The sequence below is a fragment of the Variovorax sp. TBS-050B genome (assembly GCF_029893635.1).
Classification (GTDB): Bacteria; Pseudomonadota; Gammaproteobacteria; order Burkholderiales; family Burkholderiaceae_C; genus Variovorax.
This window is the reverse complement of the sequence record NZ_JARXYR010000002.1, coordinates 345,293-358,365: the sequence shown is the minus strand read 5'-3', so window position 1 is coordinate 358,365 and position 13,073 is coordinate 345,293. Positions and strand designations below refer to the sequence as shown.

The following is a 13,073-nucleotide window of genomic DNA, read 5'->3' as shown; positions in this document are numbered from 1 at the left end:
TTCCTTTTTCCGATCAGCGAACCCGCATGCCGGGCGTGGCGCCGGGCCAGGGTTCGAGCACGTGGATGCCGGGGTTCGCCTTCTCGTCGGCATGGCTCGCGGCCAGCACCATGCCTTCGCTGAGGCCGAACTTCATCTTGCGCGGCGCGAGGTTGGCGACCAGCACCGTAAGCTTGCCCACGAGCTGCTCGGGCTGGTAGGCCGAGGCGATGCCGCTGAACACGTTGCGGGTCTTTGCCTCGCCGGCATCGAGCGTGAGCCGCAGCAGCTTGGTCGAGCCCTCGACCTTCTCGCAGGCCACGATCTTCGCGATGCGCAGGTCGATCTTCGCGAAGTCGTCGATGGTGATCGTGGGCGCGAGCGCCTCGCCGCCGGGCAGCGCCTGGGCGCTTCCGGCAGCCGGCGCGGCGGCCGCGGCCGGCTCGGGCGCATCGAACAGCTGGTCGACCATCTTGGCGTCGGCACGCTGCATCAGGTGCTTGTACTCGCCGATCGCATGGCCCGCGGGCAGGGCGCCGGCCGCATCGGCCCAGGCCAGCGGCGCGATGCCGAGGAAGGCCTCGACCTTGGTCGCGAGCGCCGGCAGCACCGGCTTGAGGTACAGCGTGAGCAGGCGGAAGGCCTCGATGCAGACCGTGCACACGTCGTGCAGCCGCGCCTCCTGACCTTCCTTCTTGGCCAGCTCCCAGGGCTTGTTCTGGTCGACGTACTCGTTCACCTTGTCGGCCAGCGCCATCACCTCGCGCAGCGCGCGCGCGTAGTCGCGGCCGTCGTAGAGCGAATGCAGCTGCGAAGCCGCGTCGCGCAGCGCGAACAGCAGCGCGTCGCCGTCGGCCGAGATCTCGCCGAGCCGGCCGCCGAAGCGCTTGCCGATGAAGCCGGCCGCGCGGCTCGCGATGTTGATGTACTTGCCCACCAGGTCGCTGTTGACGCGCGCGACGAAGTCCTCGGGGTTGAAGTCGATGTCCTCGTTGCGGCCGTTGAGCTTGGCCGCGATGTAGTAGCGCAGCCATTCGGGATCGAGCCCGAGCGAGAGGTACTTGAGCGGGTCGATGCCGGTGCCGCGGCTCTTGCTCATCTTCTCGCCGCTGACCGTCAGGTGGCCGTGCACGTACACCGCGTCGGGCGCCTTGCGGCCGCTGAAGTGCAGCATCGCGGGCCAGAAGAGGGTATGGAAGGTGATGATGTCCTTGCCGATGAAGTGCACCTGCTCCAGGTCGGGGTCGGCCATGTACTCGGTGTAGGAGATGCCGTCGCCGCCGAGCTCGATGCAGCGCTTGTCGAGCAGGTTCTTGAGCGAGGCCAGGTAGCCCACGGGCGCGTCGAGCCAGACGTAGAAGTACTTGCCCGGCGCGTCGGGGATCTCGATGCCGAAGTAGGGCGCGTCGCGGCTGATGTCCCAGTCGCCGAGGCCGCCCTTGCCCTCGTCGTCCTTGTAGAGCCACTCGCGGATCTTGTTCTGCACCTCGCTCTGCACGTGGCCCGGCGCGGCGGTCCATTCCTTCAGGAAGGCCTCGCAGCGCGGGTCGGAGAGCTTGAAGAAGAAGTGCTCGGAACTGCGCAGCTCGGGCTTGGCGCCCGAGAGCGCCGAGTAGGGGTTGATCAGCTCGGTGGGCGCGTAGACCGCGCCGCAGACCTCGCAGTTGTCGCCGTACTGGTCCTTCGAATGACAGTTCGGGCATTCGCCCTTGATGAAGCGGTCGGCCAGGAACATGCCCTTCTCGGGGTCGTAGAACTGCTCCACGCTCTTGGTGCTGATCAGGCCGTTCTTGCGCAGGTCGCGGTAGATGTCCTGCGCGAGCTGGTGGTTCTCGGGCGCGTCGGTCGAATGCCAGTTGTCGAAGGAGATGTGGTAGCCGTCGAGGTAGGGCTTGCGGCCGGCCGCGATCTCGGCCACGAAGGCCTGCGGCGTCACGCCGGCCTTGTCGGCCGCGATGGTGATGGCCGCGCCGTGCGCGTCGTCGGCGCAGACGAAGTTGACCTCGGCGCCGTTCATCCGCTGGTTCCGCACCCAGATGTCGGCCTGGATGTACTCCATCATGTGGCCGATATGGAACTTGCCGTTGGCATATGGCAGGGCGGTGGTGACGAAGAGCTTGCGCGGGGCGGACATCGGGGAGGGCGCTTTCGGGTGTGACGGACGGGGAGAACCGGCCATTTTAGGTGGCTGCCTCCGGTTCTGCCGCCGCGGGCCGATCGGGCCGGGTGCGGAGTGACCCGAAAAGCGCCGGGGTGTCTCCGGCGCGACGTATGCTCGACCCCCGCGCGTTTCGCCAACGCCGCAGGCCCGTTACCGACCCGGCGAAGAGATCCACCGAAAGAAAGCGAGTTTTTCCGATGACCACCCCCATTCCCGCAACCCTGATCCCCGGCGATGGCATCGGCCCCGAAATCGTCGACGCCACGCTGGCCGCCTTCGACGCGCTGGCCGCGCCCTTCGAATGGGACCGCCAGATCGCCGGCCTCGGCGGCGTCAAGGCCTCGGGCGATCCGCTGCCGCAGGCCACGCTCGACAGCATCCGCCGCACCCGGCTCGCGCTCAAGGGGCCGCTCGAGACGCCCTCGGGCGGCGGGTACCGCTCGTCGAACGTGCGGCTGCGCGAGGAATTCCAGCTCTACGCCAACCTGCGGCCGGCGCGCACCATCATCCCGGGCGGGCGCTTCGACAAGGTCGACCTGATGGTCGTGCGCGAGAACCTCGAGGGCCTCTACATCGGCCACGAGCACTACGTGCGCATCGACGGCGACCCGCACGCGGTGGGCATGGCCACCGGCATCAACACGCGCCAGGGCTGCCTGCGGCTGCTCGAATACGCCTTCGAGACCGCGATCGCCACCGGCCGCAAGAAGGTCACGCTGGTGCACAAGGCCAACATCATGAAGGTGCTGACCGGCCTGTTCCTCGAAACCGGCCTCGACCTGTACGAGAAGAAGTACAAGGGCAAATTCGAACTCGACACCATCATCGTCGACGCCTGCGCGATGAAGCTGGTGCTCAACCCCTGGCAGTTCGACATGCTGGTGACCACCAACCTGTTCGGCGACATCCTGTCGGACCTGGTGGCCGGCCTGGTGGGCGGCCTGGGCATGGCGCCGGGCGCCAACATCGGTGCCGACGCGGCGATCTTCGAGGCGGTGCACGGCTCGGCGCCCGACATCGCGGGCAAGGGCATCGCCAACCCGATCGCGCTGCTGCTCGCGGGCGCGCTGATGCTCGACCACGTGCGGCGGCCCGAACTCGCCACGCGCCTGCGCCAGGCGATCGACGACACGCTCAACATCGACAAGGTGCGCACCGGCGACCTGGGCGGCAGCGCCAACACCGAGGCCTTCACCAAGGCGCTGGTGAGCCGCATCCGCAACGGCTGAAGCGCTGCTGCGCGGCGGGGCCACGATGAAGAAGCTGCTGCGCCTGCTCGCCCTCTCGTGCGCGGTCGGGCTCGCGGTCGCCGCAGCCGGCGTCGCGACGGCGGCCGATCCGCGCTACACGGTGGTCGAGATCGACCCGCGGACCGATCGGCTCGAACTCTTCCTGCGCGACCGGACGGGCGCCCCGTTCCATCGCTTCGACCGCCTCGAGGCCTGGCTCGCGGGGCAGGGCCGGCAGCTCGTCTTCGCGGTGAACGCCGGCATGTACCACGCGGATTTCTCGCCCGTGGGCCTGCTGGTGCAGGAAGGGCGCGAGCTCGCGCCGCTCAACCTGGACGCCGGCGCGGGCAATTTCTTCCTCCAGCCCAACGGCGTGTTCGCGGTGACGGAGGCCGGCGCGCGCGTCGTCGAATCCTCGGAGTACCCGGCGCTCGCGCAGCGCGAGCGGGTGCGGCTCGCCACCCAGTCGGGGCCGCTGCTGCTGCGCCGCGGGGTGGTGCATCCGCGCTTCATCCCCGGCTCGGACTCGCGCAAGATCCGCAACGGCGTGGGCATCGCGGGCGACAAGGCGCTGTTCGTGATCAGCGAGGAGCCGGTGAGCTTCCACGAATTCGCGCTCCATTTCCGCGACGTGCTGCATTGCCGCGACGCGCTCTATCTCGACGGCACCGTCTCGGCGCTGCATTCGCGCGCGCTCGGGCGCAGCGACTTCCGGCGCGAACTCGGGCCGATACTCGGCGTGGCGCTGCCCTGAGCGGCGACCGAACGACCCCTCTCATCGAACCATGACTCCTTCGCTTCCGATCCTCTCGCTCATCGAAACCCGCGTGCTCGGCGTGCTGGCCGAAAAGCAGAAGACCGTGCCCGACAGCTACCCGTTGACGCTCAATTCGCTGCTCTCGGGCTGCAACCAGAAGACCAGCCGCAACCCGGTGCTCGAGCTCACCGAGGCGCAGGTGCAGGCCGCGCTCGAGAGCCTCAAGGGCTACAGCCTGGTGGCCGAGACCAGCGGCGGCCGGGCCTTCCGCTACGAGCACAACATCGACCGCGTGCTGCGCGTGCCCTCGCAGTCGGTGGCCCTGCTCACCGTGCTGATGCTGCGCGGCCCGCAGACCCCGGGCGAACTGCGCATCGCCTGCGACCGCATGCACAACTTCGCCGACATCTCCTCGGTGGAGGGCTTTCTCGACGAACTCGCCGAACGTCCCGCCGGGCCGCTGGTCGTCAAGCTCGCGCGGCTGCCGGGTGCGCGCGAGAGCCGCTGGGCGCATCTGCTGAGCGGTGCGCCGGCCGAGGAGGCCGCCGGTCCTTCCGATGCGCCGCGCGCCGACCACGCCGATCCACTGGGCGAAGTGGCGGCGCTCAAGGCGAACGTGGCACGGCTCGAAGCGGAGGTGGCCGCCCTCAAGGCACTGCTCGGGCGCGTCTGCACCGAGCTCGGCATTTCCTAGGCCGCCGCCTCCCACCCGAAAAAGCGCAGCACCTCCTCGCGCTGCCGCAGCGTGTCGGCGCGGCCCAGGGCCATCAGCTCGCGCGTGTAGTCGGCCTCGAACAGCAGGTAGCTCGCGAGCGCGGCGCCCTTGACCTCGGTTTCGGCCGCGGCCTTGGCGCTGCCGCCGAGCAGGTGGCGCACGGCGCCCGGCAGCGCGCCCGCGTGGCGCGCGGCGATCGCGTCGAGCCGTTGGGAGGGCGAGATCACCAGCAGCTCGATCGGCCGCAGCGTGCTCGCGCCGCGGCTGTGCTCGGGAATCAGGCCGAGCGTGTGGTTGATGCGGCGCAGCCGCTCGATGTCGACCGCGAGCGCGTCGAGGAAAATGCTCGACAGCGCATGCCCCGCGATCTGCGCCGTCGTGGGATAGCCGCTGTAGGTGTTGGGCGCGTCGGCCTCGCGCGGCTCGTGCATGCGGCCGGCGCCGATCACCAGGATGCGCGTGGCGCCCAGGTGGATGGCCGCGGCGATCGGCGCCGATTGGCGCATCGAGCCGTCGCCGAAGTATTCGGTGTGCCCCTGCATCGGCAGCGCCGTGGCCGGGAACACGAAGGGAATGGCCGACGAGGCCAGCAGGTGCGCATGGCTGATCGGGCCCGCCACCGCGAGGCGCTGCGAGCGCACCCAGGGCTCCATCGGCACGGCGGCGTCGAAGAAGGTCACGTGCTGGCCCGAGCTGTAGCTCGAGGCCGTGACCGCGAGCGCCTGCAGGTGGCCCTGCCGCATCAGCCCCGGCAGGCGCTCGAGCGGCACCAGGCGCGCCAGCAGCTCGGCCAGCGGCGCGTTGTCGAGCAGCGAGCGCGGCCTCAGCCGCGCCCAGTTGGCGGCGAAGCGGCCGAGCCCGAGCCACATGCGCCAGCGCGCGCCGCTGCCGAGCACCGAGAGCGCATCGGCCCGGTAGACCTGTTCCGCGCGGAAGTCGCGCCAGACCTCGGCGATGCGCGCGACGATGCCGTCGAAATCGTCGGCGCCGCAGGCCAGCGCGGCGGCGTTGATCGCGCCGGCCGAGGTGCCGGTGATCACGGGAAAGGGATTGGCCCGGCCCGCGAAGCCCGCGGCGCGCCGGAGCCCGGCGATGGCTTCGAGCACGCCGACCTGGTAGGCGGCCCGGGCGCCGCCGCCGGTCAGCAGCAGGCCGGTGGCGGCAGGAGGGTGGGACATGGGTCGTCGTTGTGGTTGTTCGGGGGGCCACGCATGGGCCCCGGGGCGAGCCACTAGACTACCCGCCATTCAGGAGCTAGATCAATGGCACTCACCCAGGACGGGATCATGGACGCGCTCAAGGCCGTCGCCGATCCCAACACAGGCAAGAACTTCACCGCGACCCGTTCGGTCCGCAACCTTCAGATCTCCGAGGGCGACGTCTCGTTCGACCTCGAACTCGGCTATCCGGCGAAGAGCCAGCATGCGGCGATCCGCAAGGCGCTGGTCGCGGCCGCCAAGACCGTGCCGGGCGTGGAGAACGTGTCGGTCAACATCCACACCAAGGTCATCAGCCATGCGGTGCAGCGCGGCGTGCAGCTGATGCCCAACGTGCGCAACATCATCGCGGTGGCCTCGGGCAAGGGCGGCGTCGGCAAGAGCACCACGGCCGCCAACCTGGCGCTCGCGCTCGCGGCCGAGGGCGCGGCGGTCGGCCTGCTCGACGCCGACATCTACGGCCCGAGCCAGCCGATGATGCTCGGCATCGAGGGCCGTCCCGAGAGCGAGGACGGCAAGACCATGGAGCCGCTCGAGAACCACGGCGTGCAGGTGATGTCGATCGGCTTCCTGGTCGATGCCGACGAGGCGATGATCTGGCGCGGTCCGATGGCCACGCAGGCGCTCGAGCAGCTGCTGCGCCAGACGAACTGGAAGGACCTGGACTACCTGATCGTCGACATGCCGCCCGGCACCGGCGACATCCAGCTCACGCTCTCGCAGCGGGTGCCGATGACCGGCGCGGTGATCGTGACCACGCCGCAGGACATCGCGCTGCTCGATGCGAAGAAGGGCATCAAGATGTTCGAGAAGGTCGGCGTGCCGATCCTCGGCATCGTCGAGAACATGGCGGTGCACGTCTGCTCGAACTGCGGCCATGCCGAGCACATCTTCGGCGCCGAGGGCGGGAAGAAGATGGCCGAGCAGTACCAGATGCCGTACCTGGGCGCGCTGCCGCTCGACATGCAGATCCGGCTGCAGGCCGACAGCGGCAAGCCGACGGTGGTGGCCGATCCCGACGGCACCGTGGCCGGCATCTACAAGGACATCGCGCGCCGGGTGGCGGTGGGCATCGCCGAGAAGGCCAAGGACTTCTCGGCGAAGTTCCCCACCATCTCGATCAGCAAGAACACCTGAGCCCCGCACGCCCGTGAACCTCCTCGCGTCGATGCGCTACCTGGTCGCGCTCAGCGAGCACAAGCATTTCGGCCGCGCGGCGCAGGCCTGCCACATCACGCAGCCGGCGCTGTCGAACGCGCTGCGCTCGCTCGAGGCCGAGTTCGGCGTGGTGATCGTCAAGCGTGCCCGCGTGTACGTGGGCCTGACGCACGAGGGCGAACGCGTGCTCGCGACCGCGCAGCGCATGCTGCGCGACAACGAGGTGCTGCAGCAGGAGCTGCGCAGCGAGGAGGGCCATCCGCGCGGCCGGCTGCGCATGGCGGCCGTGCCCACGGCCATCCCGATGCTCTCGCGCTTCGCGGCCATGCTGCACGAGCTGCATCCGGGCATCGTGCCGGCGGTGCTGTCGATGAGCTCGCAGGAACTCGAGACGGGGCTCGAAAGCCTCTCGATCGACCTCGCGCTCGGCTACATCGAGCGCATGCACCTGCCGGGCATCAAGCTCACCGCCTGGCCGCAGAGCGTGGAGCACTACTACCTGCTGCGGCGCGCGGCGCGGCCGTCGGACGACCAGCTGCGCATCGGCAAGCCGCTGAGCTGGGCCGAGGCCGGCCGGCTGCCGCTGTGCCTGCTCACGCCCGACATGCACAACCGCTCGATCATCGACCAGGCGCTGCGCGAGGCCGGCGTGGCGCTGGCGCCGGCGATCGAGACCAATTCGGTGCTGACGCTGGCCCTGGCGGTGCTCGCGGGCACCGTCAGCAGCGTGCTGCCGGGCTCGATGGTGGCGGCGGTGCGCAGCTACCGCGAACTCGAGGCGCTGCCGCTCGTCGGTCCCGAGGTGAAGACGCCGCTGGGCTTCATGACCCAGACCGGCGTGCGGCCCTCGCGCGCCCTCGATGCCGCGCTGGTGTTCCTGCAGACGCCAGCCTGGCGCGAGCAGGTACGGCTGCACAGCGGCGCGCTCGGCGAGTAGTCCTCCGGCCGCGGCCGCCGCCGGCCGGCCGGCGATCCATTCCCATTTAGTTATTGAATCGATCGATGTTCCGATCGAATTTGACGCGCCCCGGGGCGGCCCACACACTCGGCCGACCCCTATGAAAGCATTTGCCGAAGGGGGCTTTCGCCAGACTTCGAGAAAAAAGGCCCAGGCAGTGAACAACCACCCAGCCACGACCCGCGAGACAAACACGGCCGGCAGCACGCACACCATCGTGCCGCTCGCGACCGCCGACGAGATGCGCGAGCGCATCCGCCGCAAGAGCAAGCTCAAGGGCCGCCAGCCCGAGGAGACGGCGCTGCTCGAGGTGCGCGCGCTGATCGGCGCCCGCCCGGCCGAGGGGCACCGGCGCGACCTGCTCATCGAGCACCTGCACAAGCTCAACGACGCCTACCGCTGCCTGCACGACCGCCACCTGGTGGCGCTGGCGCGCGAGATGAACATTCCGATGGCCGAGGTCTACGAGGTCGCGACCTTCTACCACCACTTCGAGGTGGTGCGCGGCGACGACGCGGCGCCCGGCCTCACCGTGCGCGTCTGCGACGGCCTGGCCTGCGAACTCGCTGGCGCGAAGGACCTGCTGGCGCGCCTGCCGGCGCTGCTCGGCGCCGAAAGCGGCGAGGTGCGCGTGATCGCCGCGCCCTGCGTCGGCCGCTGCGAACAGGCGCCGGCGGTGGTGATCGACCAACTGCCCGTGCCGCTCGCGACCGCCGACAAGGTGCTCCAGGCCTTCAAGGCCACGCCCGGCGGCGAACCGCTGGTGGCCTACTTCGACGCGGCGTCGTTCGCCGAAAAGAGCATCTCGCCGCCGCCCGATGCGGTCGAGCGCATGCCGGCCTTCACCGACTACGCCACCTACCGCGCGCACGGCGGCTACGCGCTCGCCGCGGCGCTCGCGAACGGCGCGCAGGACGCCGAGGCCGTGGTCAAGGCGATGGAAGACTCGGGCCTGCGCGGCCTCGGCGGCGCGGGCTTTCCGGCCGGCCGCAAGTGGCGCATCGTGCGCGACCAGCCGGCGCCGCGCGTGATGGCGGTCAACATCGACGAGGGCGAGCCCGGCACCTTCAAGGACCGCACCTACCTCGAGCGCGATCCGCACCGCTTCCTCGAGGGCCTGCTGGTCGCCGCGCAGGTGGTCGGCATCGCGCAGTGCTACATCTACCTGCGCGACGAATACCACGACTGCCGCGCGCTGCTTGCGGCCGAACTGGCCCGGCTGCAGGCCGATCCGCCCTGCGCGCTGCCGCACATCGAGCTGCGCCGCGGCGCGGGCGCCTACATCTGCGGCGAAGAGTCGGCCATGATCGAGAGCATCGAGGGCAAGCGCGGCGAACCGCGCATGCGCCCGCCCTACATCGCGCAGGTGGGCCTGTTCGGGCGGCCCACGCTGGAGCACAACTTCGAGACCCTCTACTGGGTGCGCGACATCGTCCAGAAGGGCGCGGCCTGGTTCAGCGGCTTCGGCCGCCATGGCCGCAAGGGCCTGCGCAGCTTCAGCGTGAGCGGCCGTGTGAAGCACCCGGGCGTCAAGCTCGCGCCCGCGGGCATCACGGTGCAGGAGCTGATCGACGAGTACTGCGGCGGCATGCTGGAGGGCCACACGCTCTACGCCTACCTGCCCGGCGGCGCCTCGGGCGGCATCCTGCCCGCGCGCATGAACGACATTCCGCTCGATTTCGACACGCTGCAGCCCCCATGGCTGCTTCATCGGCTCGGCCGCGGTGATGGTGCTGAGCCAGCACGATCGCGCACGCGACGCGGCGCTCAACGTGATGCGCTTCTTCGAGCACGAGAGCTGCGGCCAGTGCACGCCCTGCCGCGTCGGCACCGGCAAGGCCGCGGCGCTGATGCAGGCGCCGGTGTGGGACAGCGCGACGCTCGAGGACCTGGCCCAGGTGATGGGCGATGCGTCGATCTGCGGCCTGGGTCAGGCCGCCCCGAATCCCATCCGCTGCATCCAGCAATATTTCCCGGAGGAGGTGGCATGAACGCCCCGTCGAAGCTCGCGGAGCTGATGCCGCAGACCATCGAATTCACGCTCGACGGCAAGGCCATCCAGGCCTTCGATGGCGAGACCATCTACAAGGCGGCCGAGCGCCACGGTGTCGAGATTCCGCACCTTTGCTACCAGGACGGTTACCGCGCCGACGGCAACTGCCGCGCCTGCGTGGTCGAGATCAAGGGCGAGCGCGTGCTCGCGCCCAGCTGCTGCCGCAACGTGACGGCCGGCATGGAAGTGCAGGCCACCAGCGAACGCGCACTCAAGAGCCAGAAGATGGTGGTCGAGATGCTGCTGTCGGACATGCCCGACCAGGGCTACAAGTGGATCGGCGACGACGCCACCCGGCAGCACGGCGAGCTCAGCGAATGGGCCCACAGGCTCGACATCGCGGTGCGGCCCGAACTCAAGTCGCTGCGCCGCGAGCAGCCGAAGGCCGACGTCTCGCATCCCGCAATGGCGGTCAACCTCGACGCCTGCATCCAGTGCAACCGCTGCGTGCGCGCCTGCCGCGAGGAACAGGTCAACGACGTCATCGGCTATGCGCTGCGCGGCGGCGACAGCAAGATCGTGTTCGACCTCGACGACCCGATGGGCGACAGCACCTGCGTGGCCTGCGGCGAATGCGTGCAGGCCTGCCCTACGGGCGCGCTGATGCCCAAGAGCCACATCGGCCCGCAGCAGGTCGACCGCAAGGTCGATTCGGTCTGCCCGTTCTGCGGCGTGGGCTGCCTGATCACCTACAACGTCAAGGACGAGAAGATCGTCAGCGTCGACGGCCGCGACGGCCCGGCCAACCACGACCGGCTCTGCGTCAAGGGCCGCTTCGGCTTCGACTACGCGCACCATCCGCAGCGCCTGACCAAGCCGCTGATCCGCAAGCCCGGCATGCCCAAGGACTTCGGCGACGCGCCGCGCCCCGACGACTGGAGCGAGGTGTTCCGCGAAGCCACCTGGGAAGAGGCGCTCGCGCTCACCACGGGCACGCTCTCGGCCCTGCGCGACACCCATGGCCCGAAGTCGCTCGCGGGCTTCGGCTCGGCCAAGGGCAGCAACGAGGAGGCCTACCTGTTCCAGAAGCTGGTGCGCACCGGCTTCGGCAGCAACAACATCGACCACTGCACGCGCCTGTGCCATGCCTCCAGCGTGGCGGCGCTGCTCGAAGGCGTGGGCTCGGGCGCGGTGAGCAACCAGGTCAACGACGTGGAACATGCCGAGCTGATCTTCGTGATCGGCTCCAACCCCACGGCCAACCACCCGGTGGCCGCGACCTGGATGAAGAACGCCGCCAAGCGCGGCGCGAAGATCGTGCTGGCCGACCCGCGGCGCACCGACATCAGCCGCCATGCCTGGCGCACGCTGCAGTTCAAGGCCGACACCGACGTGGCCATGCTCAACGCGCTGATCCACGCGGTGATCGACGAGGGGCTGGTCGACCAGGACTTCGTACGCACCCGCGCCAGCAACTTCGAGGCGCTGCGCGAGAACGTGAAGGGCTACAGCCCCGAGGCGATGGCGCCGATCTGCGGCGTGCCGGCCGCGACGCTGCGCGAGGTGGCGCGCGCCTTCGCCACCGCGCGCGGCGCGATGATCCTCTGGGGCATGGGCGTGAGCCAGCACGTGCACGGCACCGACAACGCGCGCTGCCTGATCGCGCTCGCCACCGTGACCGGCCAGATCGGCAAGCCGGGCTCGGGCCTGCATCCGCTGCGCGGCCAGAACAACGTGCAGGGCGCGAGCGACGCGGGGCTGATCCCGATGATGTTCCCCAACTACCAGCGCGTGGACAACCCGGCGGCGCATGCCTGGTTCGAGAAGTTCTGGGACACGCCGCTCGATGCGACGCCGGGCTACACCGTGGTCGAGATCATGCACAAGGCGCTCGCGCCCGACAGCGATCCGCACAAGGTGCGCGGCATGTACATCATGGGCGAGAACCCGGCCATGAGCGACCCCGACCTGAACCATGCGCGCCATGCGCTCGCGAGCCTGGAACACCTAGTGGTGCAGGACATCTTCATGACCGAGACCGCCTGGCTCGCCGACGTGGTGCTGCCCGCCAGCGCCTGGCCCGAGAAGACCGGCACCGTGAGCAACACCGACCGCATGGTGCAGCTCGGCCAGCGCGCGCTCAACCCGCCCGGCGATGCGCGGCCCGACCTCTGGATCATCCAGCAGATCGCCCGCGGCATGGGCCTGCAGTGGAACTACGAGGGCGAGGAAGCCGGCGTGGCCGCGGTCTACGAGGAAATGCGCCAGGCGATGCATGCGGTCATCAGCGGAATCAGCTGGGAGCGGCTGCAGCGCGATTCGAGCGTGACCTACCCCTGCCTGAGCGAGGAAGACCCGGGCCAGCCGATCGTGTTCGTCGACGACTTCCCGACCGCCGACGGCCGCGTGAAGCTGGTGCCCGCCGACATCATTCCGGCCGACGAGCGGCCCGATGCCGACTATCCCTTCGTGCTCATCACCGGCCGCCAGCTCGAGCACTGGCACACCGGCAGCATGACGCGGCGCGCCAGCGTGCTCGATGCGCTGGAGCCGATGGCCACCGCCTCGATGAACCAGGGCGACCTGCAGAAGCTCGGCCTCGAGGCCGGCGACGTGATCACCGTCCAGTCGCGCCGCGGCGAAGTGGCGATCCACGTGCGGCGCGACGACGGCACGCCGAGCGGCGCGGTGTTCGTGCCCTTCGCCTACTACGAGGCGGCGGCCAACCTGATGACCAACGCGGCGCTCGATCCGCTCGGCAAGATCCCCGAGTTCAAGTACTGCGCGGTGCGCATCACGCGCGGCGGCCGGCCCATGGCGGCGGCCGGGTACGGCACCGGCGCGGCCGTGCCGGCGGCGGTGGGCTGACGCCGGTCGGCGGGGAGGCCGGGCGCATGGTTTAACCT

The 13,073-nt window shown here is 69.9% G+C and carries 8 protein-coding genes and 1 pseudogene; 7 read left to right on the top strand and 2 right to left on the bottom strand.

Translation table 11 applies throughout. The annotated features are described in order from the left end of the window. Window positions 1–13: 13 nt before the first annotated feature. Complete coding sequence (metG, locus tag M2165_RS04545) at window positions 14–2,113, bottom strand: methionine--tRNA ligase (RefSeq protein ID WP_280813492.1); 2,100 nt, start codon at window positions 2,111–2,113, stop codon at window positions 14–16. A 224-nt stretch (window positions 2,114–2,337) separates the two neighbouring features. Here metG and M2165_RS04540 point away from each other — a divergent pair, with 224 nt between their 5' ends. Genes M2165_RS04540 through M2165_RS04530 form a run of 3 tightly spaced genes read left to right on the top strand, consistent with a single transcriptional unit; the run spans window position 2,338 to window position 4,820 of the window. Further along, entirely contained in the window at window positions 2,338–3,369 is a 1,032-nt protein-coding gene (locus M2165_RS04540; protein ID WP_280813491.1) for an isocitrate/isopropylmalate family dehydrogenase, read from the top strand. 25 nt (window positions 3,370–3,394) lie between these two features. After that, window positions 3,395–4,123, top strand: a complete 729-nt coding sequence (locus M2165_RS04535; protein WP_280813490.1) for a phosphodiester glycosidase family protein — start codon at window positions 3,395–3,397, stop codon at window positions 4,121–4,123. A 31-nt stretch (window positions 4,124–4,154) separates the two neighbouring features. Continuing rightward, window positions 4,155–4,820 (top strand): YceH family protein, encoded by a 666-nt coding sequence (locus M2165_RS04530; RefSeq protein WP_280813489.1) that lies wholly within the window; start codon window positions 4,155–4,157, stop codon window positions 4,818–4,820. On the opposite strand, the gene M2165_RS04525 is transcribed toward M2165_RS04530, so the two are convergent. Further along, entirely contained in the window at window positions 4,817–6,019 is a 1,203-nt protein-coding gene (locus M2165_RS04525; protein ID WP_280813488.1) for a patatin-like phospholipase family protein, read from the bottom strand. The two genes, M2165_RS04530 and M2165_RS04525, sit on opposite strands and share 4 nt — an antisense overlap. A gap of 84 nt (window positions 6,020–6,103) precedes the next feature. On the opposite strand from M2165_RS04525, the gene apbC reads away from it, so the two are divergent. The 4 genes and pseudogenes from apbC (at window position 6,104) to fdhF (ending at window position 13,035) form a co-directional block, all read left to right on the top strand. Further along, window positions 6,104–7,195, top strand: a complete 1,092-nt coding sequence (apbC, locus tag M2165_RS04520) for an iron-sulfur cluster carrier protein ApbC (protein WP_280813487.1) — start codon at window positions 6,104–6,106, stop codon at window positions 7,193–7,195. A 13-nt stretch (window positions 7,196–7,208) separates the two neighbouring features. After that, window positions 7,209–8,153 (top strand): LysR substrate-binding domain-containing protein, encoded by a 945-nt coding sequence (locus M2165_RS04515; protein WP_280813486.1) that lies wholly within the window; start codon window positions 7,209–7,211, stop codon window positions 8,151–8,153. Between the two features lie 262 nt (window positions 8,154–8,415). Then, window positions 8,416–10,165, top strand: a pseudogene (locus tag M2165_RS04510) (NAD(P)H-dependent oxidoreductase subunit E). Next, window positions 10,162–13,035: a formate dehydrogenase subunit alpha gene (gene fdhF, locus M2165_RS04505; RefSeq protein WP_280813485.1), complete on the top strand. Its 2,874-nt coding sequence runs from the start codon at window positions 10,162–10,164 to the stop codon at window positions 13,033–13,035. Before M2165_RS04510 ends, fdhF begins: the two are co-directional and overlap by 4 nt. Window positions 13,036–13,073: the final 38 nt, after the last annotated feature.